We start from the raw sequence: 25,162 nt of genomic DNA, 5'->3' as shown, positions 1-25,162 counted from the left end.
AATCTCAACCTACGTGCGCACAGTCAGCCGCTCGTTCAGTACGCGGCCGATCGGTGCGCGTGCGTGTGGGTCGAGCATGCCGTAGTGGTCGGCATGGATGTCGTGGACTTCGATATCGCCGCTGACATGCGACGCCCACGCGTTCACCGACGGCGGCGACAGCGGCTCGGGCACGATGGCGGCGCGGAAGAACAACACATCTCCCTGATACGGCTGCGGCTGGAACGTGCGCGCCAGATCGACGCTGTGTTCGAGCGATTGCAGCATGTGGGCGATGGTTTGCGCATCGCCGTCCGACAGGCTGCCCTCCGCACGCAGGCGCTGCAGCAGCTGAGGGTCCATACTCTGCTCGGATGAGGGCGGGGCGTCTACGCCGAAGCTGGCGAGAATATTGGCGAGCGCCGCCTGTTCGAGCGCCTGCACCTGCACCGCGGCCATCGCCGACTCCGGTGGAGCGATAGGTCGCGGATAAGCGTCGATCAGCGCAAGCAGCGCGACCTGTTCGCCGGCGGCTTGCAAGCGGGTGGCGATCGCATGCGCCATCAGGCCACCTATCGACCAACCGAGCAGCCGATAGGGCCCCTGCGGCTGCACTCGGCGAATCTGCTCGAGGTGGTACGACGCGATGTCCTCGAGCGTGGTCTCTTCGCCCTGTAGCTGGTCCAGCTCCGGCGCGTGCAGTCCGTAGATCGGGCAGCTGGCGTCGATATGGCTGACCAAGCCGGCGTAGCACCACGACAGGTTGCCGGCGGGCGGCAGGCAGAACAGCGGCGGGCGCGAGCCACTGACACGCAGTGGCAGCAGCGTCTTCAAGTGACGCGATGCGCCGAAGCGGCCCAATGACGCGGCCAGTTCAGCCACAGTCGGCGACTCGTACAGCACGCGAATCGGCACCTTGGCGCCCAAGGTGGCGGTGATGCGGCTGATCAGCCGCAGCGCGCGCAGCGAGTCGCCGCCGAGATCGAAAAAGCTGTCGTCGATGCCGACCCGCTCCCAACCCAAGGCCTCGGCGAACAAACCGGCAAGGGTTTCTTCCTGCGGCGTGCGTGGCGCCCGGCTGCTGCGCGAGACGACATCCGGCGCGGGCAGCGCCTTGTGGTCGAGTTTGCCGTTGGCGGTGAGCGGGAGTTCGGGCAAGACCACGATCGCCGTGGGTAGCATGTAGTCCGGCAGCTGCGTGGCAAGCGTGTAACGCCAGGCCGCTGGATCGGCGGTCTGCTCCGATTCCGCGACGACATAGGCGACCAGCTGCTTGTGACCGCTGCGATCTTCGCGTGCGATGACCGCGGCCTGGGCGACGCCCGGCAGACGCTGCAGCACCGCTGCGATCTCGCCCGGTTCGACGCGGAAGCCGCGGATCTTCAACTGCTGATCGCTGCGGCCGACAAAGTCGAGCTGACCGTCGTCGCGCCAGCGCGCCAGATCGCCGGTGCGATACATGCGGCTGCCCGGTTCGCCGAAGGGGTTGGCGAGGAAGCGTTCGGCAGTGAGCGCGGCGCGCTTGAAATAGCCGCGTGCCAAGCCTGCGCCGGCGATATACAACTCGCCGACGACACCCGCCGGTACCGGTTGCAGCGTCGCGTCCAGCACATGGAGCTGGGTGTTCCAGATCGGCCGCCCGATGGGCGCGGCGGCGCCATCGGCATCCTGAGGTGGCGGGCACGGGTAGGACGAAATCTGAATCGTCGTTTCGGTGGGGCCGTACAAATTGACCGCCGGCGCGTGCCAGCGCTGGGCGACCTTTTGTGCCAGTTCCGTCGGCAACGCCTCCCCTCCGACGAAGATCCGGCGGAATGGAGGCTCCGCCTCGATGCTCAACAAGGACGGCAGCATCGAGGGAACCCACTGCGCGATGGTGGTGCGATGACGCTCGCAATAAGCCAGGGTGCCTTCGAGATCGTGTTTCAGATGATCCGGCAGCAGATACAGCGTGGCGCCGTTGAGCAACGGCATCCAGATTTCCCACTCAGCCGCGTCGAAACTGACCGAGGTACGCGCCAGCACTCGATCGTCCGCGCTGCATGGATAGCTGGCCTGCATCCAGAGCATGTGATTGACCAGGCTGGCCTGGGTGACCATCACGCCTTTGGGCGTGCCGGTGGATCCGGAGGTGTAGATCACATAGGCCGGATGCTGCATACGCAGCGGCTGGATGCGCTGGGCATCGGTCGGGTCGCCCGGGTCCGTGTCATCGGCAGGCAGATCGTCCAGCAGCAGGGTCGGAACGGGGGACGGCGGCAGCGCGGCACTGTCCTCGCGGGTACACAGCAGCAGTGACGGCTGTGCGTCAGTCAGCATGTAAGCCAGGCGCTCGGCGGGATAGTTCGGGTCCAGCGGCACATAGGCGGCGCCGGCCTTCAACACCGCCAGCAGGGCGACGATCAGCGTGGGCGAGCGCGAGAGGGCGATCGCGACGCGGCATTCGGGGCCGATCCCCGCGGCGATCAGGCGATGCGCCAAGCGGTTGGCCTGGGTGTTGAGCTGGCGGTAGCTCAGTGGCGTGTGGGCGCCGACCACGGCCGGCGCATCGGGCGTACCGGCGGCCTGTCGCTCGAACATGGCGGCGAGCGGTTCGGCCTGCACGCCGCGTGCGGTGGCATTCCCATCGGCCAGCCGCCGGCGTTCGGCGGCGTCGAGCAGATCCAGGCGTGGCACCGGTTGCTCGGCATCGGCGGCCATCGCCTGCAAGACCTGGCCATAGCAGCGCGCATAGCGTTGCAGGGTTGGCAGGTCATAGACGCCAGCGTGCCCGGCGAGAAAGCCCGTCACGCCGTCCGCACTCGGCTGGAAGTTCACCTGCAAGGGGAAGCTGTTGTCGCCGTTGCCGCCGTTGTCGCTGACTCGTTCGCCGAGATCGCCCAAGGCGTCGTAGGCGTGGAAGTGGGTGTAGTTGAACAGCACCTTGAGGAAGCCACGCTCGCCGATGTCGTCCATGATGCGCGACAGCGGATAACGGCGGTGCGGCAGCAGCTGGCGTTCCCCCTCCATCACGCGGCGGATCAATCGGGTCCAGCTCTCGGCGCCGATACGCAGGCGGAACGGCAGGGAGTTGAGGAACAGGCCGATCAGGTTCTCGCCATCGGTCACTTCGGGGCGCCCGTTGGTCACCAGGGCGGTGGTCGCATCGCGGTGGCCGGTGAGCATGCTGAGCGCCGCCATGTGGGCCGCCAGCAGCACGGACTTCAGCGGCGTCTGGAGGCGGCCGGCGAGTGCGACCAAGGCGGCGCCGGTGGCGGGGGCGAGCGGGATGGGCACTTCGCCCGTAGCGACCGAACTGGCGGCCTGCACCGGCGCGGCGCCATCGATGCTGGCGCGCAGGGGTTCTCGCGGCGTGAAACCGCGCAGCTGTTCGAGCCAATACGAGCGGCTCTCCGGCGCGTTCAACGCGGCGCGTTCCAGCGCGATGTAATCGCGGTAGCGGGCCGCCAGCGGTTCGCACGGCAGGGCATGGCCGTCCAGATGCGCCTGGTAGCGTCGCAGCAGCTCGGTGGTCAGGCTGGCATGGCTCCAGCCGTCGAAGATCGCATGGCTGAAACTGAGCGTGAGATGGAAGCGCGCCGGCTCGGCGCGATGCACGAACACACGCAGCAGCGGCGCCTGTTTGGCATCGAACGGCTGACTTGCCTCGTGCTTGAACCAGGGGGCGAGTTCGGCGCTCCACGCCGCCATGTCCTGGCCGCTCAGGTCGCTCAGGTGCAGCGGAATGGTCGCGGCGCGCTGAACCAGTTGCAGCGGTTCGCTATAGCGGTCGAAGTCGAAACCGGTGCGCAGGATCTCGTGCCGGCGGCTCAACGCGTCCAGCGTCGCGCGCATCGCGGCGTGGTCGAAGCGCTGTTGCACCCAGCAGCCGGAGACATCGTGATAGAGCGTGGAACCGGTCTCGTAGGCGTTGTGGAACAGCATGCCGGCTTGCAGATGGCCGAGCGGGTAAGCGTCTTCCACGCTGGCCGGAATGCGTTCACGGTCGGCGCTGCCGATCAGTGCGAAGGCGCCTTCGAGGGGCATGCCGTCACGCCCGGCCACGCCGACGACGGTGGCGACCGCGGCCAGCGCGGCGACGCTCGGGTGCTCGAACAGCATGGCCAGCTCGAAGTCGATCCCCGCGCGTTGCGCGCGTGCCTTCAGTTGAATGGCACGAATCGAATCGCCACCCAGGTCGAAGAAGCCATCGTCGATGCCGACCCGCTCCAAGCCCAGCACCTCGGCGAACAACGCGGCCAACCTCTGTTCCTGTGGCGTGCTTGGCGCGCGACCGCCGGTCGGTTGGAAATCCGGTGCAGGCAGTGCCTTGCGATCGAGCTTGCCATTGACCGTCAGCGGCAGTCGCTCCAGCGGGACGATGGCTGCCGGCACCATGTAGTCCGGCAGGTATTCGCCCAGGCGCTGACGTGCGGTGGCGGCATCCCACGGCGCATCGGCGACGACGTAGGCAACCAGTTGCCGATGTCCGGGCTGGTCCTCGCGCATGATGGTGGCTGCTTGCGTCACACCGGGCAGCGCCAGTAGCGCGTGATCGATTTCGCCCAGTTCGATGCGGAAGCCGCGAATCTTCACCTGCTGATCCGCGCGTCCCAGGTATTCGAGCTGACCGTCCGCACGCCAGCGCGCCAGGTCGCCGCTGCGGTACATGCGCTGGCCGGGCACGAACGGGTCGGCCACGAAACGCTCGGCGGTCAGCCCCGGGCGGTGCAGGTAACCGCGCGCCAGGCCGGCGCCGGCCACATAGATTTCCGCGCACACGCCAGGCGACACCGGTTGCAGGTTGCCGTCCAGCAAATAGACGGCCAGATGGTCCAGCGCCGTGCCGATCAGGCTTCCTTCGTCCGCCTCCGCCAGCGAGCGGTCCAGCGCGAGATAGCTCACGTGCACCGTGGTCTCGGTAATGCCGTACATGTTCACCAGCAGTGGCGATTGCTCATCATGGCGCGCGTACCAGTCGCGCAGCCGCGCCAGGTCCAACGCCTCGCCACCAAAAATCACCCGGCGCAGAGCGAGCGGTGGCGCTGCCTCGCCGAGGTCGCGCTCGGCCTGCATCAAGGCATAGAACGCCGACGGCGTCTGGTTGAGCACGGTGATTCGTTCGCGCGCCAGCAGTTGGAGGAAGTCGGCCGGTGAGCGGCTGATCAGGTAGGGCACGATCACCAGGCGGCCACCGGCCAGCAGCGGTCCCCACAGCTCCCACACCGAGAAATCGAAGGCGTAGGAATGGAACAGCGTCCACACGTCCTCGGCGTCGAAACCGAACGGTCGCTCGGTGCTGTCCATCAACCGCAAGGCGTTGTGATGCGTCACCAGCACGCCCTTGGGTGTGCCGGTGGAGCCGGAGGTATAGATCACGTAAGCGGGGTGCTGCGGCTGCAGCGGACGCGCGCGACAGTTGTCGTCGGGATCGTCGTCGCGCGCCTGGGCAAGGGCTTGGTCGAGCGCCGCACTATCCAACGCCAGACATGTCATGTCCGCGGGGATCGCACCGGCCAACCGATCCAGCAAGCCGCTTTCGCCAAGCAAGGCGCGCGGCTGCGCATCGGTCAACGTGAAGGCCAGGCGTTCGACCGGATATTCCGGATCCAGCGGCAGATAGGCGGCGCCGGCCTTGAGCACCGCCAGCAGCGCAACCACCATCGTGGTGGAGCGCGGCAGCGCGAGCGCGACGCGATCTTCCGGGCCGATGCCGTGCGCCATCAGCACGTGCGCCAGCCGATTGGCCTGCCGGTTGAGTTCGGTGTAGCTCAGGCGCTCGTCGCCGCTGACCACGGCGATAGCGTCCGGATGCAACCGCAGCTGCCGCTCGAATCGTTGCGGCAGCGTCGCGCTGGTTTCGAGAAGCGCATCGATATCGGCGGCGACGAGCCGGGGCGCGCGCACCAGGTGCTGACGTTCTAACGCGTCGAGCAGGCCGAAGTGACGCACCGGCTGGCTCGCGTCTTCGGCCATCGCTTGCAACACCTGGCCGTAGCACCGCGCATAGCGTTCCAGCGTGCGCAGGTCGTAGTGAGTGCGATGCCCGATGATGTTGCCCTCGATACCGGAGGCGGAGGGGCTGAGCGTGACTTGCAGCGGAAAGCTGTTGTCGCCAGCGACGGCAGCGGAATCGAGCAACTGCTGCTGCAGTTCGCCCATCTGCCCGTAGACATGGAAGTTGGCATAGGTGAACAGTACCTTCAGAAAATCACGCCGGCCCAGGTCGCTCATGATCTTTGGCAGCGGATAGCGCCGGTGCGGCATCAGGTCGCGCTCGACGTTCATCACGCGCTGGATCAGCGCCTGCCAGCTTTCCCGCTGCAGGCGCAGGCGCAACGGCACCGAGTTGAGGAACAGGCCGATCATGCGCTCGCCGTCCTCGGTCTCCGGACGGCCGTTGGTGGCAACGCCTGTGGTCACGTCGTCGCGCCCGGTCACCATGCTCAGCGCGGCCAGATGGGCGGCCAGCATCACGGATTTCAACGGCGCCTTGATCCGCTGCGCCAGTTCGGTCAGGGCGTGGGCGGTGGCCGGCTCGACCGGAATGGGCACTTCCAGCTGCATGGTTTCGGCCGGGTCCGCGGCCACGGTGCCACTCGCCGAGCGCGAGGTGTCGCGCAGCGGCTCGGTCAACTCGAAGCCGGCGAACATGTCCTGCCAGAACAAGCGGCTCTCGTCGCTGCGCAGCGCGGCGCGTTCCAGCGCGATGTAATCGCGGTAGTGCGTGACGAGGGCTTCCGGCTCAAAATCGCGGCCGTCCAGTTTTGCGCCGCCGTCCAGTTTTGCGTTGTATCGCTGCACCAGTTCGGTGACCAGGCTGGCGTCGCTCCAGCCGTCCATCACCGCGTGGTTGAAGCTCAGCGAGATATGGAAGTGCGCGTCGCTGAGGCGATGCGCGAACACGCGTAGCAGCGACGGGCGCGAGCAATCGAAGGGGCTGCGCGTTTCGGCCAGGCACCACTGCTCGTAGGCCGCGCCGCGCGCCGGCTCGGGCAGCGGGCGCAGGTCGTGGACGGTCAGCGGAATCTCGGCATGCCGATGCACCAGCTGCATGGGCGTGCTGTAGTTCTTCAAGTCGTAGCTGGTGCGCAGCACCTCATGCCGCGCGGCCAGTTCGGCCAGCACCTGGCGCAATGCATCTTCGGCGAAAGGCAACCGCACCGTGGCGCGGAACACGACGTGATAGAGCGTGGATGCGTCCGCCAGATCGCTGTGGAACAGCATGCCGGCTTGCAGATGGCTGAGCGGGTAGGCGTCTTCCACCTCTGCCGGGATGCGCTCGCGATCGGCGCCGTCGATCAGCGCGAAAGCGCCCTCGACATGCCCGGCGTCACGCCCGGCCGCGGTGGCGACGGCAGCCAGCGCGGCCACGGTCTGGTGATCGAACAACGCGGCCAGTTCGAAGCCGATGCCGGCCCGCTGCGCGCGCGCCTTCAGCTGGATGGCCCGGATCGAATCGCCGCCCAGGTCGAAGAAGCTGTCGTCGATGCCGACGCGCTCCAGGCCCAGTACCTCGGCAAACAAGCTCGCCAAAGTCTGTTCCTGCGGTGTGCTCGCTTCGCGCTGGCCACGTGGGCTGAAGTCCGGCACGGGCAGCGCACGGGTGTCGAGCTTGCCGTTGACCGTCAGCGGCAGGGCATCGAGCAGCACGACCGCGCTGGGCACCATGTACTCAGGCAGGCGGGCGGACAGGGCGAGGCGCAAGGCGGCGGGTTCCGGCGTGTGGCCGGCTGCACAGACCACGTAGCCGACCAGTTGCTTGTGGCCGGGGCGGTCTTCGCGCGCGATCACCGCGGCATGCTGCACGGAAGGCAGCTCGCGCAGCGCGGCTTCGATCTCGCCCAGCTCGATGCGGAAACCGCGGATCTTCACTTGGTGATCGCTGCGGCCGACGAAGTCGAGCACGCCGTCCGCGCGCCAACGCACCAGATCACCGGTGCGGTACATGCGGCTGCCCGGCGTACCGTAGGGATTGGCGACGAAGCGTTCCGCGCTCAGAGCCGGGCGCTGCAAATAGCCGCGCGCCAGGCCGCTGCCGGCGATATACAGCTCACCGGGCACGCCGACCGGCACAGGCCGCAGCGCGGCATCCAGGACGTAGGCTTGGGTGTTGTCCATCGGTGCGCCGATGGGCACGCTCGCGCCGACGCGGAACGGCGCGCGCATGGGATAACAGGTCACGAAGGTGGTGGTTTCGGTGGGGCCGTAAACGTGCACCACCTGGGTCTGCGGGCAGCGGTCCAGCACCTGCTGAAAATCGCGCGGCGATGCGGCTTCGCCGCCGCTCCATACCGTGCGCACGTTCGCGAAGCATTGCGGTTGTTCGTCGGCCAGCAAGCGGAACAAAGCGGTGGTGAGGAACAGCGCGCTGACGTGCTGCTGCGTTATGACCTCGGCGAGCACCTGGGTGTCGGTCTTGCCCGGCGGCGCGATAACGATCTGGTTGCCACTGAGCAGCGGCGCCCAAATCTCGTACGTGCTGGCATCGAACACCTGCGGCGAGTGCATCAGCACGCGCTGCTGGCTGCCGTCGCCCCAGCGCCGGTCCAGGGCCAGCTCGACCACATTGCGCTGGGTGACGGCGATGCCCTTGGGCGTGCCGGTGGAGCCGGAGGTGTAGATCACATAGGCCAGGTGATCCGGCTGGGTGGTATGTGCGGGCGCGCTGTCGGGTTGCTGCGCGATCGCGTCGCGGTCGGCGTCGAGCAGCGTCTGGACGCCCCAGTGCGTAGGCAGGCGATCGACCAGCGACTCCTGGGTGACCAGCACCGGAGCCATGCTCTCGTTGAGCATGTGGACCAGCCGTTCGGCGGGATAGTCCGGGTCCAGCGGCAGGTAAGCGGCACCGGCTTTGAGAATGCCCAGGGTGGCGATCAGCAGTTCGAACGAGCGCTCCACGCACAGGCCGACCAGCACATCCGCTCCAACGCCGAGTTCCTGCAAGTGATGGGCGAGTTGGTTGGCGCGGCGGTCGAGTTCGCGATAGCTGAGCGTATGCGTGCCGGCCACGGCGGCGATGGCGTCGGGTGTGCGTGCGGCCTGTGCCGAGAACAGCTCGGGCAGCGGGGCGAGCGAGAGAGGATGCGCCGTGGCATTCCGGTCGACCAGCAGTTGCTGGCGCTCGTCGGCGGCGAGCAGGTCGGCCTCACCGATAGGCCGGCCGGGATGTTCGGCGACGAAGGCGATCAGCCGCTGCAGGTGATCAACGAAGCGCTGCGCCGTCGCGGGATCGTACAGATCGGTGGCGTATTCCAGGCCGCCGGTGAGGCCAGCGGGCGCGCCCGCGCCATCGGTTTCCTCGACGAACTGGAACAGCAGGTCATATTTGGCGGAATCGCTATCCGCGTACCGCCAGCTCACGTCGAGTCCCGGGAAAGTGGGCGAGGTGCCGGCGCTGCTGTCGCGAGCATTGTTGTCGAGGACGCTGTTGTCGAGGAGCAGCGCGATCTGAAACAGCGGATGCTGCGCCTGGGTGCGCGTTGGCTTGACGAGATCGACGATGCGTTCGAACGGCACGTCCTGGTGACTGAAGGCGGCCAGATCGGTGGCGCGCACGCGGCGGATCAGTTCGCGGAAGCTGGGGTGGCCCGAGGTGTCCGTGCGCAGCACCAGCAGATTGACGAAGAAGCCGACCAGGGCATCCAGCGCTTCGTCCTGGCGGCCGGCCATGGAGGTGCCGATCGGCAGGTCGTCGCCCGCGCCGTGCAGCGAGAGCAGTGCGGCCAAGGCGGCATGCAGCACCATGAACAGGCTGGAGCGGGTTTCCTGGGCCAACGCATGCAGCTGCCGATGCGTGGCCGCCGGAATCCGGAAATCGATGATGGCGCCACGATGGCTGGCGTGGGACGGCCTGGGTCGATCGGTGGGCAGATTGAGCCGTTCGGGCAGGCCGGCCAGCGCCTGCTTCCAATAGGCAAGCTGTGTAGCGGCATCGCTGTCGGGATCGTTCTCCTGCGCCAGCCATTCGCGCTGCCACAGGCTGTAATCCGCGTATTGCACGGGCAATGACTTCCACGCGGGCAGCTGTTGCTTCGCGCGCGCGGCATAGGCCAGGGCGAGGTCGCGCAGCAGCGGCGCCAGCGACCAGGCGTCGCTGGCGATGTGGTGCATCACCAGCAGCAGCGAGTGGTGCGTGGCGCCGAGCTTGAACAGCGTCGCGCGAATGGGAATTTCGCGGGCCAGGTCGAAGGGATAGGCCGACGCCCGCTTTACCTCGGCCGCGAGCCCGGCGTCATCGGTCTCGCGATGCTCGAAGAAAACGTCAGCAGCATCCGCGGCACGGACGATCTGCTGGCCGACACCCTCGGCTGCGTCGAACACGGTGCGCAGGCTTTCGTGGCGGGCGACGACGTCACTCAAGGCCGCGTGCAGCGCAGGGAGATCCAGTTCGCCGCGCAGGTCGAGCAGCACTGGGATATTGAAGAGCGCATTCGGTCCCTGCAGTTGTTGCATGAACCAGAGGCGTTGTTGGGCGAACGACAAAGGAATCACGATTGTTTCTCCATGGTCCGCATCGGGCGCAGCGGCGGGCGAGCCGGACGGCGCGCGTTGCCGAGTTCCAGCGCGAGCTGGGCGACGGTGGGTGCATCGAAAAGGGTGTGCAGCGGAAGCTCGATGTCGAGAACCGTCCGCACGCGGCCGATCAGGCGGGTGGCCAGAAGGGAATGGCCGCCGCGGTCGAAGAAGGAGTCATCGATCCCAACCTCTTCCTGGCCGAGCACTTCGGCGAACAGGGCACAAAGCTGTTCTTCCACGGCGTTGCGTGGCGCGCGGGTGGCCACCGCGACGAATTCGGGTGGCGGCAGTGCCTGCCGATCGAGTTTGCCGTTGGGCGTGAGCGGCAGCGCGTCGATCACCATGAAGGCGGCCGGCACCATGTAATCGGGCAGGCTGGCGGCCAGATGCCCGCGCAGCGCGGCAGTGTCGACGCCGTCGCCCGATGCGTCGCGCGTGGTTACCACATAGGCGACCAGACGCTTGTCTCCGGGCGCGTCTTCGCGGGCGAGGACCACCGCCTCGCGCACCGCGGGATGCTCCGCCAGGCGGGCTTCGATCTCGCCCAGCTCGATGCGGAAGCCGCGCAGTTTGACTTGGCGGTCGTTGCGGCCGAGGAAGACGATGTTGCCGTCGGGGAGATAGCGCGCCAGATCACCCGTGCGGTACATGCGCGCGCCTTGGGTGGCCGCGAACGGATCGTCGAGAAAGCGCTGCGCGGTAAGCTCGGGCTGGTTCAAGTAGCCAAGTGCGACACCTTCGCCGCCGATGTAGAGCTCGCCCACCGCACCCAGGGGCACGGGGTGGCGATGCGCGTCGAGCAGATAGATGCGCGTGTTGCCGATGGGGCGTCCGATCGGTATGGACGTCGCCTCGTTCTCGACCGCGTGGATGGCAAAGGTCGTCGCAAAGGTCGTGGTTTCGGTCGGGCCGTAGCCGTTGACCAAGCGCTGCGGAGGGTGTTGCCGCAGCACCTTGGCGATGACGGAAGGGTCCAGTGCATCGCCACCGACCATGAGCGTCTTCAGCTGCGTAAGCACAGGCGCCAGCTCGGCCGCGATCTGATTGAACAGGCCGACCGTCAACCACATCCGGTTGACCTTGCTGGCCTGCAGCGCCCGCACCAGCGAAGGCGGCTCGAGCAGGGTCGTTTGATCGATCACCACGATCGTTCCGCCGTGCAGCAGCGGCGCCCATACCTCCAGCGTGCTGGCGTCGAACGCGGGATTCGCGGCGAAGGCCATGCGGTCGTCGGCATCGAACTCGGCGAAGCCGCTGTTGATCACCAGGCGGTTGATCGCGCGGTGCGGCACGATCACGCCCTTCGGCGTGCCGGTGGAACCGGAGGTGTACATCACATAGGCGGGGGCATCCGCGCGGAGGGGCAGCGCCAGATCGGTATCGACGCCAGAGGCCAACAGGGGCTCGATCGATAGCGTCGGCACGCGCGCGTCGGTGCTGATCGTATCGGTAGTGACCGCAGTGGCGGTGAGCAACAGGCGTGCCGCGCAGTCGTCGATGACCCACGCCTGTCGCGCCGCCGGTGCTTGCGCATCGAGCGGAACATAGGCGGCGCCGGTCTTGAGTACGGCCAATTGCGCGGCGACCAGATCGATGCTGCGCTCCAGCTGCAGGGCAACGAAGTCGCCCGCCTGCACGCCTTGAGCGATGAGGTGATGGGCCACGCGGTTGGCCAGTGCATCGAGTTGCGCGTAGGAAACGGATCGATCCCCATGCACCACCGCGATGGCCGCGGGCGTGCGCTGCGCCTGCTCCTGGAACAGCCGGTGGACGCAACGATCGAAAGGGTAGGGCGCATCGGTGCGGTTCCATGCCTGCAACAGCAGGGTGCGCTCGTCCGGCGGCAGGATCTCGAGCTGGCGTACCGGCAGCTGCGGAGCGGTTTCCAGCGCAAACACCATGCTCTCGAGCGCTTGTTGCATATAGCCGCAGACCCGCTCGGCGGAGATCGGCGGCGCGGCCTGGAGCACAAGCCTGAGCGCATCGCCGTAGTCTTCTACGGACAGGGTCAGCGGATAGTTGGTGCGCTCTTCGAAGCCCAGCCAGTCGATGCCTGGGGTGCTTTTCTGCGCGAGGTCGGCGTCCGCCACTTCGTGCAGGTAATTGAAGAGGGCGCTGAACAGCGGGGCAGGCGCCGCTATGCCGCTGCAGCGCTGCGCTAGGGCGAGCGAGGCATGCTCGTGGCGCAATAGTTCGGCCAGGCTGCTCTGCGTGCGCCGCACCGCGGCTTCCACGCCGGTGTCGTCCATGTCCATGCGCAAGGGCAAGGTGTTGATGAACAGACCCATGGCCTCGTCGATACCCGCGCTGGCGTGCATGCGCCCGAACAGCACGGTGCCGAAGACCACTTGCTCGCGTCCGCTGGTTCTGGCCACCACCTGTCCCCAGGCCAGGTGGCAGAGGCTGGCCAGGCTCACGCCCAGCCGGCGTGCCTGCGTGCGCAGACGCTGGTCGAGGGGTGAGGGAAGTGTGCGGTGCGACTCATCGACGCAAGCACCGTCCAGATACACGTTGTGCAGACCGTACGGCAGCGTGGGCTCGTCGATATCGGCGAACTGACTGCGGAAGTAGCGCTCATGCTCCGCGGTGGACACACCCAGGCGTGTCTGCGCGATCAGCTGGCGGAACGGCTGCGGCGTGGAGAGCGTATGCGTCTGGTGGGTGAGCAGAGCGATCGCTTCGGCGTAAAGCGAGTCGATGCTGGAGTGGTCGCCGATCAGGTGGTGCAGGATCTGCAGCAACAGCCACCGCTCCTGCGCGGCGTCGTAGGCAACGACGAAATGCAGCAGCGGTGCTCGCGTCAGGTCGATCCGGGTATGGCTCAGGTCGTAGCGTTTCGCCAGTTGCTCCTGGATCGGCCCGTCGCGCGGATCGAGCACCAGCTCCGTCACGCTGATCGGGGCATGCCGCCACACCACTTGTGCAGCCGTCGACAGTCCCTCCCAGACAAAGGCGGTGCGCAGAATGTCGTGGCGCGTTACGACCTGTTGAGCCGCAGCCAGGTATCCGTCCAGCAGATCCCGGCTGGCGAAGGCCAGGCGGTCGATCATCAGGTAGGGATCGCCCGCCGTGGTCAGCCGGTGATGGAAGAGCATGCCTTCCTGCAGCGGAGAGAGCGCGTAGATGTCCTGGATGTTGCCGCCGCCGCCGGGCACCTGGGCAACGATGCGGTCGATGTCGATTTGCGACAGCTCGATCAACGGCAGCATGTCAGGGGTGATGGTGGTGCTTTCGGGCGTGATCGCGTTCGGCGGCGTCACCACTTCGCCGTGTGTACCTAGCGTCGCCGCCAGTTCGGACAGAACCGGTGTTGAGAAAATCGCGCGCACCTCGGCGCCGAGCCCGGCGCGGCGCAGGCGCTCCATCAGCTGGATCACGATCAGGGAGTTGCCACCCAGCTCGAAGAAGTGATCGTGGCGGCCGACCTGTTCGATGTGCAGTAGCTCTTGCCAGTGCTCGGCCAGCAACGTTTCGATCTTGCCCTGCGGCGGCTCATAGGCGCGCAGGACGAACGCGGCATCGGTGGGGGCGGGCAAGGCCTGGCGATCGAGCTTGCCGTTGGCGCTGAGCGGCAAGCTGGACAGTGTCACGATGGCGGCCGGCACCATATGGCCGGGCAGTTGTTCCAACAGGCTGCCACGCAGCTTGGCGACAAAGGCCCGGGTGTCCTGCATGGCATGTGGGTTGTTGGTGTAGGTCGACAGTTCGCCCGTGGGTTCGCCTGTCGGCAGGTAGACGTCGGCCAGCAGGGCCGCATCGCGGGCGGCTGCGTCGATAAAGACCGCTTCGAACAGGCCTTCGAACCGGCCCTCTTCGGTCCCGCCGCCGGCCCAGGTGGCGGCGACGCAATAGCCGAGGTTCGCAGCGACGGCGTCCAGGTCCTCCACATCCATGGCCGTCGCTTCGCCTGCCATGCGCTCGGGGGCCTGCGCTACGCGTCGCACGAGATCAAGCTCGCCGCGCAGGCGTTCGTTGGGAATGCGCGCTAGCCGAAGGAGGGGCGGGCGTTGCGTGTCCAGATGCCGGTGCAGCGCTTCGAGTGTTTCGATATCGCGCCCCCAGTGCAGCGTTGGTGCGTCCTTCAACGAGCGCAGGGAGGCGTCACGCTTGTGCAGAACGGCTTCGTAGCGGTGACGGGTCAGCTCATTGTGGTAATGCCCGCGCTTGCACTGGATGTCGATGCCGGCGCTGTCCTCGATCTGTCGCGACAACGCGACGAAATAGTCGGGGTCGACCAGCAGCTCGTTTTCCAACTGCATGTTCTGCTCGACCGTTCGCTGCAGAACGTGTGCCGCGTCGTCCTGGGGCGGCGCGCGGTGCCAGGCGACGGCGGTGGCGAAGCAGCGCATCAGGCGCAGATTGCGCACATCGCCGACATAGATGCGTCCACCGGGCGCCAGCAGGGCCATGCACTGTCGAAGCACCTGGCTCAGGTAGTCGGCGCCAGGAAAGTACTGGATCACCGAGTTGATCACGATGGTGTCGAAGAACTGCTGCGGCAGGCCGCTGACATCGTGGGCGGCCTGGCAGCGCAACTCCACTCTTCCGGATAGGCGCTCGTCCTGTGCGACGCGCGTGCGCAGCGACTCGATCACCGGCGCGGAGAAATCCAGGCCCCAGTAGGTCTCGCAATGCGGCGCGACGTTCCACAAGATAAGTCCGGTACCGACGCCGATTTCGAGCAGCCTGGCCGGACGCAGCGACAGGATGCGTTCGGTGGTGGCGGCGCGCCATTCGCGCATCTGTTCGAGCGGAATAGGCGTGCCGTCGTAGCTGCTGTCCCAACCTTCGAAGTCTTCGCCGTGGGCGAGTTCCGCATGCTGGATGTACAAATCGTCGTGCAGGGTTTGCCACTCCTGCACTTGCCGGGTATCGATGGCTTCATCGCGAGCGGCAAGCTCCGCGGCCCGTCGCGGCACCACGTAGCCCACCAATTGCTTGTGCCCGGAGCGGTCCTCGCGAGCGAGCACGGCCGCTTGCGCCACAGCCGGATCGCGCAACAAACAGGCTTCGATTTCGCCAAGCTCGATACGCAGCCCGTGGATCTTCACCTGTTGGTCCACGCGACCGGTGAACACCAGATGGCCGTCCGGCAGCCGCTGCACCAGATCGCCCGTGCGGTACATGCAGCTGCCAGGCACGCCGAACGGATCGGCGACGAAGCGTGTCGCGGTCAAGCCGGGTTGCTGGAGGTAGCCACGCGCCAGGCCGGGGCCCGCGAGATACAGCTCGCCCTCGGCGTGGTCCGCCACCGGCCGCAGTGCGTCATCGAGCACATAGGCGTGGGCCATGCGCACCGAATGCCCGATTGGTACCGCCTGCATGTGATCGGCATCGAGCGGTGCGGACAGCAACGCATCGACCGTGGCTTCGGTGGGGCCGTAGCAATTGATCATGCGCCGCCCCGGCGCCCATGCCGCCACCAAGTTCAGCGGGCACGCTTCGCCGCCCACGAGCAAGGTGCTGAGTGACGGCAACTGCTCAGGCGACATCAAGGCAAGCAAACTCGGCGGCAGTGCGAGGTGGGTGATCCGCTGGCGTGCGCATAGATCGGCCAGCGCCGGGCCCAGCGCAAGCTCGGCGACCGGCGCCAGCACCAGCTGCGCACCCAGGCCGAGAGCCATGCAGATTTCGCCGAACGAGGCATCGAAGCTCAACGAAGCGAACTGCAGCACACGGCTATCCGCATCGACCCGCAGCCGTTCGCGGTAGCTGAGCGCCAAGGCATGCATGCCGGCATGGGTGACCACGACTCCCTTCGGGCGGCCCGTCGAGCCAGACGTGTAGATGATGTAAGCCGCCTGCTGCGGCGACATCGACAGGCCGGCGGCATCGGTCAGCTCGGCGGACTGGGTAGCGATCGCCGCCGCCGTGTCCGGGTCGTCCAGGCTGACTCGGGTGGTCGCCGTGGCTTTCGGCAGATCCACCAGGCGCTGGCTGAGAACAAGGCGCGGCTTGGCATCCTCGAACATGTAAGCCAGGCGCTGGTTTGGGTAATCCGGATCAAGCGGAAGGTAGGCGGCGCCGCATTTCAGTACGGCGAGGACCGCCTCGATCATCTCGAACGAACGAGGCAAGGCGATCGCTACGATCTGGCCGGGGCCGACGTTGCGGGTTTTGAGCCAGTGCGCCAGCCGGTTGGCACGAGCATCGAGTTGCGCATAGGTGAGGCGGTCTTCGCCGAGGATCAGCGCCGTCGCGTCGGGTGCTTGCGCCACCTGCTGCGCGAACAACTGCGGAAAAGTAAGCGAGGTGATGGCCGTATCGTTTCCGGCGGACTGTGCATGCCCAGCGCCTCCGGCCCCACCCTCGCACTCAGTCTTTGCGCACGGCAAAGACGAAGACGCATTGTGCTTATCTTGCACAGTTGCCCCCTAATAAATAGATATCTAGAAATAGATATGACTTCGGCGTGCGCAAGCCGCACGAACCCCTCGCTCGTGCGCTAGCGATACTCAGGCGAAGGCGTCTTGACGGTGTTGCGTCAGGCGGTGGACGAATCCATGGCCTCGATCAAGCTGCGAGGGCGCATGTCAATCCAATGCTGCTCTATATAGTCCAGGCAAGCCTGCCGGGCCTCGGGTCCAAAGGCGATATTCCAGCCGGATGGAACCTGTACAAAGTCGGGCCAAAGCGAATACTGGCCTTCATGATTCACCAGAACGACAAATGCTGCGTCTTTATCCTCAAACGGATTGCTCACGATGGTCTCTCCATTACCAACTGGGTCTTATAGACGGACACTGCGATGAAGCACCTGCAGGATCAGCGAATGACATGGCCGCGCCGGATTGTGACAGCAGTCATGGATATCCGCTTGTGTCGGAAGTCGCATTAATGTGTTGCGCGTCACATTGTCTGAAGCGGGTGTAATGGGTGTCAATGGCCGGGGTGTCGACGTATTTTCACGTGGTCTTCACGTGGAAAATGGAAGTGCACTTTCTTGGCTTATAGGCGATGCATGGTATCTGGCATTTTTGACAATAGTTTTTCGATTAATCGATCAAATGTATTTAATGGAAGGCTATTGAGAGCCGCCGACAAATTCGGGCAATCATGATTTGATCATTGATCGGATCATGGTGTGTGCCGAGCGGATGCCCAGCAACTGGGGATGTTCTCGTATGAGCTGGCTGGCGAATGCGCTGATGGAGAATCGCAACGGCGTGTTGATCGGTATCGACGTGCCCCACGCGACCGGGCACGAACGGACCATGGGCATCCGCAGATGTGCGACGAACGACCTGTGAGATCCTCGCTGCGTTTGGGGTAGAGGCAGGCTTGCGCCTCATGAGGAAGCCGGTGCTTCTCGACAGCTGGCAAGAGTTGCTACGACATCCGCCCCGAACATGGCAAACTGATGACCACCACGACCTTGAGTCAGGCCCGCCGAATCATTCGCCGGGCAGAAAGGGATGCCGCATGTATTTTCTATGGATAGTTGTGGGCGCTGTGCTTGGCGCCTTAGCGGGGCATAGTGTGTTTGCCGCGCTGTCCGGCACGGTGCTCGGCCTGTTGTGGGCGCGACAGTCGCAGTTATCCAAGGAGTTGCGCGCCACCCGCGCGACGCTGGAGACGCTGGCTGCGGGAGACAAAGCCGCGCCAAGGCCGGCGGAGAGCCGGCCCATTCCTCTGGTCGCGCCACCGGCAGCCACGGTGGTCGCCGCGCCGATGCCGGTTCGCGATACGCAGCCATCGCTGGTGGTAAACAACCCGCCGCCATCGGTGCCGCAGCAGGCACCCGTGCCACCTCGCGCTTCGCCGCCCGCATCGCCGCCACCGCCGAGTGGCCCTTCGGTGCTGGAGCGCGTGTGGGGTTGGTTCACCGAGGGCAACGTGCCGGTAAAGATCGGCATGCTGGTGCTGTTTGCCGGTGTGGCCGCACTGTTGAAATACGCCTCCGATAGCGGCCTGCTGCGGGTGCCGGTCGGGTTGCGGGTCAGCCTGGTGGCGGTCGCCGCGATTGCGGGGCTCGGTTTCGGGTGGCGCCAGCGCACCCAGCGACGCGTGTTCGCGCTATCGCTGCAAGGCGGTGCGATCGGCGTGCTGTTGATAACGATCTTCGCGGCGTTCCGTCTGTACGATCTGCTGCCGGCAACCGCGGCCTTTGCCTTTCTCTTGCTGCTGGTCGCCGGGATCGGCGTACTGGCCGTGCTGCAAGATGCCCTGGCGCTGGCGGTGCTCGGCCTGCTCGCTGGTTTTGCGGCACCGATCCTGGTTTCCACCGGCAGCGGCAGCCATGTCGCGCTGTTCAGTTACTACGCCGTGTTGAACATCGCGGTGCTGGGCATTGCGTGGGTGCGTTCCTGGCGCGTACTGAACCTGTTGGGTTTCATCGCGACGTTTGGCATCGGTACGGCCTGGGGCGTGCTGCGCTATAAGCACGAGCTTTTCGCCAGCACCGAGCCGTTCCTGATTCTGAATTTCCTGTTCTACCTGGTGATTCCGTGGCTGCACGTGCTGCGCGCACCGGCGGATCGGCGCCTGGTGATCGACGGCAGCCTGTTGTTCGGCAATCCGATCGTGAGCTTGTTGCTGCAGGGCGCACTGTTGCGCTGGCACGGCCAAGGCCTGGCGTTCTCCGCGCTGGTCGGCGCCGCCATTTACGTGCTGGTCGCCTTCACCGTGCGCAACCGAAGTGGGCTGCGATTGCTGCGCGACGCGTGGGCGGTGTTGGCGGTGGCCATGGCTACGCTGGCGGTGCCCTTGGCACTGAGTGCCGCTGTCACTAGCAGCATCTTTGCGTTGGAAGGCGCCGGTCTGATCTGGCTGGGCTTGAAGCAGCAGCGCGCATTGTCTCGCTGGAGCGGTCTGGCCTTGCAGGTCTTTGCGGTTAGCGCCTTGTTCTTCGGTCACGTGAGATACGCGTACGACACGATGCTGCCGGTGCTCAATGGCGGTTTTGTCGGCTTGCTGCTGCTCGCCGTGGCCGCCTTTGCCGGCAGCACGTTCTATGCGCGCTTGGGCAGTAACACCACATCGCAGCGACTCATCGCCGTGGCTTTGTATGGGTGGGGATTGTGCTGGTGGCTGCTGGCATGCCACGCGGAAATCGTTCACTTCGCCGGGCCTTCCATGCGGCTGGCCTGGTACATCGCACTGCTCGCGCTCACCGCGTGGGGCGCTGCCGAGGTGGCGCAGCGCCGGCCCCCGCGCGAACTGGGGCAGGTCATCGCTTTCACTGCGCCAGCGCTGTTCGCCGCCATGCTTCTTCTGGTGATCCGGTGCGGCGTGGAGGAAGAGCAGCTTCTGGCCGGCTGGCGCCTGCTCAGCGTGGCGGTTGCCGCGGTGCTCGGCTGGCGCGCGTTGGCTTGCCTGCGCAGCTACCCGTTGGCCGCGACGCTGGCACAGCTCGCCTGGCTATGGCGTTGGGTCGTGATTTTTGCGGTATCGATTGGGGTGGCCCTCATCGACAGCCGCTGGTTGTCGACCAGCTGGTACGTGGTGCTGGCATCCACCCCGCTGTTGCTATTGCTCGCGCTCGCGTTGTGGCAGCCGCGGTGGATCGCTTCGCCGCTGTCCGAGCTTTTGCCAAAGTGGCGTCCGCCGTTGCTGCATTCGTTGCTGATGGTGTCGGCCGCGCTGGGTCTCTGGGCACTGCTGCAGGATGGCGACGCCGCACCGCTGCACTATCTGCCGCTATTCAATCCGGTGGAGCTGCTGTTGTTGCTGATCGCCCTGTGCGTAGCGCGTTGGCTTGTCGACGCAGCCACGTCGCCAGCGTTCCGGCATGCGCGTCCGATCATGCTCGGCGTGTTTGTGCTGCTGTTTACGACCAGTGCCACCTTGCGTGGCGTGCATCAGCTGGCCGGCGTGCCCTGGGACAGCGCGCTGAGCGATTCCAGCCTCGCGCAGATGTCGTTGACCGTGGTGTGGAGCGCGCTCGGCCTGCTGGCCTGGGTGTGGGGCTCGCGCCGCGGCCAGCGGCTGGTATGGCTGGCCGGCGCGGTGATGATGGGCGTGGTGCTGGCGAAGTTGCTGCTGATCGATCGCGGGCACCTCGGCAATTTGTTCGGCATCGGCTCCTTCATCGCCTATGGCCTGCTGTGCACGGTGATCGGTTATCTGGCTCCGGCGCCACCAAAGCGCCCGCTTTCATCTAAAGAGGAGGCCGCACATGCGCCTTGATTTGCGTTGGATTTTGGCGGCATCGCTGCTGCCGCTGGCAGCGGCTCATGCCAGTTCGGTGACTGACTATGCCTACGGCTTCGCCTTGGATACCAAGACCGGAAGCGAGGCTTACCGGGTGGCGTTGAGTCCCGCCGTGTATGCGGTATCGCGCTTCGATGCCGGGCTGCGCGATATCGTGGTGGTCAATGCGCAAGGACGGCCGGTGCCGTTTGCGCCGATGCCGCCCGCAGCGCCACAGGTGCATGCGTATTCGCTCAAAGCCAAGCTGCTGCCGCTGCCCGCCAGCAGCGCCGATAGCAAGGACGGCGTGCGGGTGGAGCGCAACGCCAACGGCGATATCGTGATCAATCAGCCGAGCGCGGCGACCGCTGCGCTCAAGCCGATGCAATGGCTGGTCGACGCGCGCCGTCCGGTGGTCATCGACCACATCGATATCGATGCGCTGGATTCCGAACACGACATGGAGATCCAGCTGGCGGTGGAAGCCAGCGACGATTTGCAGCAATGGGACCAGCGCAACGAAGGCGCCACCGTCGTCAGCGTGAAACGCGGCGAAGACGCCGTAGACCAGCGCAGCATCCAGGTCGGCGGCGAGCCGGCACGCTATTACCGCTTGCGCATCGTCGAGGGCGAGCCGGCTTGGGACAGCAAGCACACGCCCGCTGTCAGCCTTAGCGGCCATTACGCTGACCCGGCTGCCGATCACGCTGCGTCGCTGCAGTGGCAGACGATGCAGGCCGAAACGTCGAGCGCATCCGGCAATGGCCATGACTACGATTACCAACTGCCGGCCAGTTTGCCGCTGGAGGCCGTGCGGGTGACTTTGCCGGACGCCAATACCGCCGCACGGTTCCAACTGTCGGCGCAGGCCGGCGAGGGTGGCAGCGCATCGTGGAGTTCGCTGGCCTCGATCACCGCCGTGCGCGTCGCGGGTAAAACCACGGCCGATGCCACGTTCTCGCCGCAACGCGTGCAGCATTTGCGCTTGCATACCGACACGCCTTTGCCGCAAGCGCCTGCACTGGCGGTGGCCTGGTTGCCGGATGAGTTTGTGTTCCTCGCCGAAGGCGGCGGCCCTTATCGTCTGCTGGCCGGCAGCTATGCCGCACGTCGCGCCGACTACCCGGTCACCGCGGCGCTGGATAGCATGCGCGCAACCCAGCCCGAAGGCTGGCAGCCGCCGTTGGCCGCGCTGGGTGAGCGCAGCGATGCGGGTGGCCCTCAAGCGCTGGCAGCGCCCAAGGTGCCTTATGACTGGACCAAGCCGCTGCTGTGGCTGGTACTGGTGGCGGGCGCGCTGGCTGTGGGTGGCATGGCGCTGAGTTTGTTGCGGCAGTCCAAGCGCGAGGATGCCCGCCCCTGATTCCGAGGGATGCGCTGACCCAGTCGACGCATCACCCCGTCATTCGATAGGAGCGCACTTTTTGCGCTCCTACGATGAATTTCCTGGTCGCGTTATCATCGCGGCATGTCCCTTCGCAGTGCCTCCCCCGAGCTGTTCCCCGAGCCCGACGACCTGAAGCCGCTGGCCGAGCGCATGCGTCCGCGCACCCTCGACGAAATCGTCGGCCAGCAGCGCGTGATGGCGCCGGGCAAGGCGCTGCGCCGCGCATTGGAAGCGGGTAGGGTGCATTCGATGGTGTTGTGGGGGCCGCCCGGTTGCGGCAAGACCACGCTCGCACTGCTGGTGGCGCGTTATGCCGACGCCGATTTTCGCGCGATCTCCGCCGTGCTCTCAGGCCTGCCTGACGTGCGCAAAGCCTTGGCCGAGGCGGAGGCGAATTTCGCGCAGGGGCGGCGCACCGTGTTGTTCGTGGACGAGGTGCATCGCTTCAACAAGGCGCAGCAGGATGCGTTCCTGCCGCACATCGAAAGGGGCGTGATCATCTTCGTCGGCGCGACCACGGAGAACCCGTCGTTCGAGCTGAACTCCGCGTTGCTTTCGCGTTGCCGCGTGCACGTGCTGGAAGCGGTGTCGGTAGACGACATCGTTGCCGCGCTGCGACGCGCGCTGGCCGATAGCGAGCGCGGGCTGGGCGCGATGGGTTTGCAGATTGCTGATGAGTCACTGCGCTTGATCGGCCGGGCCGCTGACGGCGACGTGCGCCGCGGCCTGACTTTGCTCGAAATCGCCGCTGAGCTGGCCGAGAACAACACCATCGACGAAGCCACACTGACGCAAGTGCTGGCCGATCGCACGCGGCGTTTCGATAAAGGCGGCGAACAGTTCTACGACCAGATATCGGCCCTGCACAAATCGGTGCGCTCCTCCGATCCGGATGCCGCGCTGTACTGGCTGTGCCGCATGCTCGATGGCGGCATGGATCCGCTCTATCTCGCGCGCCGCATGACGCGCATGGCCGTGGAAGATGTCGGCTTGGCCGAACCGCGCGCGTGGCGCATGGCGCTGGACGCATGGGACACCTACGAGCGTCTGGGCAGCCCGGAGGGCGAATTGGGCCTGGCGCAGCTGGCGATCTGGCTGGCCATCGCACCCAAGAGCAACGCCGCGTACAAGGCCTATAACCAGGCGCGCGCGGTGGTGGGCGAAACCGGCACGCTGGAGGTGCCGATGCATCTGCGTAACGCGCCGACCAAATTGATGAAGGGGCTTGGCTACGGCAAGGGTTATCAATACGACCACGATGCCGAAGGCGGCGTCGCGCTCGATCAGCAATGCCTGCCGGATGCGCTCGACGGCACGGTGTTCTACGAACCGGTCGAGCGCGGCTTGGAATTGAAGCTGCGTGAAAAGCTGTTGAGCCTGCGCGAAGCGCGGCGTAATGCACGCAACAAGTAAGGTGATTGGCGGCGAATCTCGGCTAGCGCGTTGTTCTCCTCCCCTTGCTTGCAGGGGGAGGCCGGGAGGGGGTGAACCCTTGCGAAAACCTTTCCCGAAACGCTTTCTCAAGTACTCACCCCTCCCCAGCCCTCCCCTGTCCCACGGGACTAGCTTTGCGTCGCAAGCAGGGGAGGGAGCCCAAAGCGCGCAGCGCTGAGATTCGACGCCAATAGAACAAGTAAACCCCCACACGAGACTCACCCATGTCCATCGTCTGGTACTTCGATTTCATCTCTCCGTTCGCCTGGCTGCAGTGGCCGAAGATCAAGGAGCTGGCTCAATCGCAGCCGGTGACGTTGCGCCCCATCCTGTTCGCGGGCGTGCTCGATCGCGTTGGCCAGAAAGGGCCGGCGGAGATTCCCGCCAAGCGCGAGTTCTCCTATCGGCATGTGCTGTGGCGCGCGCGGCAGGCCGGGCAGCCCCTGCGTTTTCCGCCCACGCATCCGTTCAATCCGTTGGCGGCGCTGCGCTTGTGCATTGCTGCCGGCAACGACGTGCGAGCGGCCGATGCCATCTTCGACTGGATCTGGGGGCAGGGCCAAGCCGGCGACAGCATCGATGCGCTGAAGCCGGTCGCCGCGCAGCTTGGTATCGCCGACCCTGCCGCCGCCATCGCCGATCCCACGGTCAAGGCGCAGCTCAAAGCCAACTTCGATGCCGCCATCGCGGAAGACGTGTTCGGCGTACCCACGCTATCGATCGACGGCCACCTGTTCTGGGGTGGCGATGCCCACGACTTTGCGCTGGCCTATCTGCGCGATCCCGCGATGTGGGACGAGGCGGAGATGCACCGGGTCGCCACGTTGCCGATCGGCGCTGCGCGGATCTAAGAGCCTGCTGCGACCTCCCTTGCGACGTTTCGCCATGCGGGCATAGATTCGAGGCACCGTAAGCGATTCCAACTGGGGAGGAAGAATCATGCGCGTACTTGTCGCAGGACTGATCGGCGGCATCGTGATGTTCATCTGGGGTGCCGTGGCGCATATGGTGCTGGGGCTCGGCAGCATGGGCATGAGGCTGCCGGCGAACGAAGATGTGGTGTTGAGCAGCTTGCATCAGGGGCTGGGCACGCAGGCCGGCGTCTACATCCTGCCGTCGGTGGACCCGAACAAAATGTCCGATCGGGCGGTGACTCAGGCCTATTCGGAAAAGAGCAAAGTGTCGCCGTATGCCTGGGTGGTCTATATGCCGCTGGGCGACGACCTGATGCAGATGGGGCCGCAACTGAGCCGGCAATGGGCTTCTGACACGCTGTCGGCCCTGGCTCTGGCCTTTGTGATGGGCCTGGCGGCCTTCGGCTTTGGACGTCGCCTGAGCATCGCCGCCGCGGCAGCAGTGTTCTCCTGGCTGAGTGCCATGGTGCCGTACTGGAACTGGTATCGCTTCCCGCTGGACTTCACCTTGGCGGCGCTAGCCGAACAGCTGATCGGCTGGTTGTTGGCGGGTGCCGCCATGGCTTGGTGGCTGGGGCGTTCCGACCACGCCAAGGCTTGAGTCATCCAACGCCTCCCCTGTGTGTCCCAGAAAGGGGGACTCCCTTTGGGTCACAGCAGGGGAGGGTGAAGTCCACAAGCGTCGCGACGTCATCACGGCGTTTGCCTTCTTCCAACCCAAATGCGCCGAACCAACGACTTGCGTGTGCGCGTACGTGCACGCAGCGATCATGCGTTCGCCAAGACTTTGGTCTTATTGACGCGCCGTTTGTGTTGAAGC

9 protein-coding genes are annotated in these 25,162 nt (G+C 65.8%); 6 read left to right on the top strand and 3 right to left on the bottom strand.

All coding sequences use genetic code 11. The annotated features are described in order from the left end of the window. Positions 1 to 9: 9 nt before the first annotated feature. From OUZ45_RS00225 to OUZ45_RS00215, 3 genes are all read right to left on the bottom strand, one after another. On the bottom strand, positions 10 to 10,452 hold the full coding sequence (locus OUZ45_RS00225; protein ID WP_266167852.1) for a non-ribosomal peptide synthetase: 10,443 nt from the start codon (positions 10,450 to 10,452) through the stop codon (positions 10 to 12). Further along, the gene (locus OUZ45_RS00220; protein WP_266167851.1) at positions 10,449 to 16,841 is read right to left on the bottom strand and encodes a non-ribosomal peptide synthetase; all 6,393 of its coding nucleotides are present in this window, start codon (positions 16,839 to 16,841) and stop codon (positions 10,449 to 10,451) included. Before OUZ45_RS00220 ends, OUZ45_RS00225 begins: the two co-directional genes overlap by 4 nt. Positions 16,842 to 16,960: 119 nt before the next feature. Next, positions 16,961 to 17,179: an MbtH family protein gene (locus OUZ45_RS00215; RefSeq protein WP_323137493.1), complete on the bottom strand. Its 219-nt coding sequence runs from the start codon at positions 17,177 to 17,179 to the stop codon at positions 16,961 to 16,963. A 421-nt stretch (positions 17,180 to 17,600) separates the two neighbouring features. Here OUZ45_RS00215 and OUZ45_RS00210 point away from each other — a divergent pair, with 421 nt between their 5' ends. From OUZ45_RS00210 to OUZ45_RS00185, 6 genes are all read left to right on the top strand, one after another. Further along, positions 17,601 to 17,726 carry a hypothetical protein gene (locus tag OUZ45_RS00210; RefSeq protein ID WP_266167850.1) on the top strand — a complete coding sequence of 42 codons (126 nt, stop codon included), beginning with the start codon at positions 17,601 to 17,603 and terminating at the stop codon, positions 17,724 to 17,726. Positions 17,727 to 17,898: 172 nt separating this feature from the next. Then, complete coding sequence (locus tag OUZ45_RS00205) at positions 17,899 to 20,604, top strand: DUF2339 domain-containing protein (protein ID WP_266167849.1); 2,706 nt, start codon at positions 17,899 to 17,901, stop codon at positions 20,602 to 20,604. Further along, positions 20,594 to 21,970 (top strand): DUF3999 family protein, encoded by a 1,377-nt coding sequence (locus tag OUZ45_RS00200; protein ID WP_266167848.1) that lies wholly within the window; start codon positions 20,594 to 20,596, stop codon positions 21,968 to 21,970. Before OUZ45_RS00205 ends, OUZ45_RS00200 begins: the two co-directional genes overlap by 11 nt. A gap of 105 nt (positions 21,971 to 22,075) precedes the next feature. Continuing rightward, positions 22,076 to 23,407 (top strand): replication-associated recombination protein A, encoded by a 1,332-nt coding sequence (locus OUZ45_RS00195; protein WP_266167847.1) that lies wholly within the window; start codon positions 22,076 to 22,078, stop codon positions 23,405 to 23,407. A 245-nt stretch (positions 23,408 to 23,652) separates the two neighbouring features. Beyond that, positions 23,653 to 24,279, top strand: a complete 627-nt coding sequence (locus OUZ45_RS00190) for a 2-hydroxychromene-2-carboxylate isomerase (RefSeq protein WP_266167846.1) — start codon at positions 23,653 to 23,655, stop codon at positions 24,277 to 24,279. Positions 24,280 to 24,367: 88 nt separating this feature from the next. Then, positions 24,368 to 24,943, top strand: coding sequence for a hypothetical protein (locus OUZ45_RS00185; protein WP_266167845.1), 576 nt, complete (start codon positions 24,368 to 24,370; stop codon positions 24,941 to 24,943). Positions 24,944 to 25,162: the final 219 nt, after the last annotated feature.

It is taken from the genome of Dyella subtropica (assembly GCF_026283965.1).
In the GTDB taxonomy this organism is placed as follows: domain Bacteria; phylum Pseudomonadota; class Gammaproteobacteria; order Xanthomonadales; family Rhodanobacteraceae; genus Dyella_D; species Dyella_D subtropica.
The sequence above is the reverse complement of the archived record's forward strand: the minus strand, read 5'-3'. Positions and strand labels throughout refer to the sequence as shown.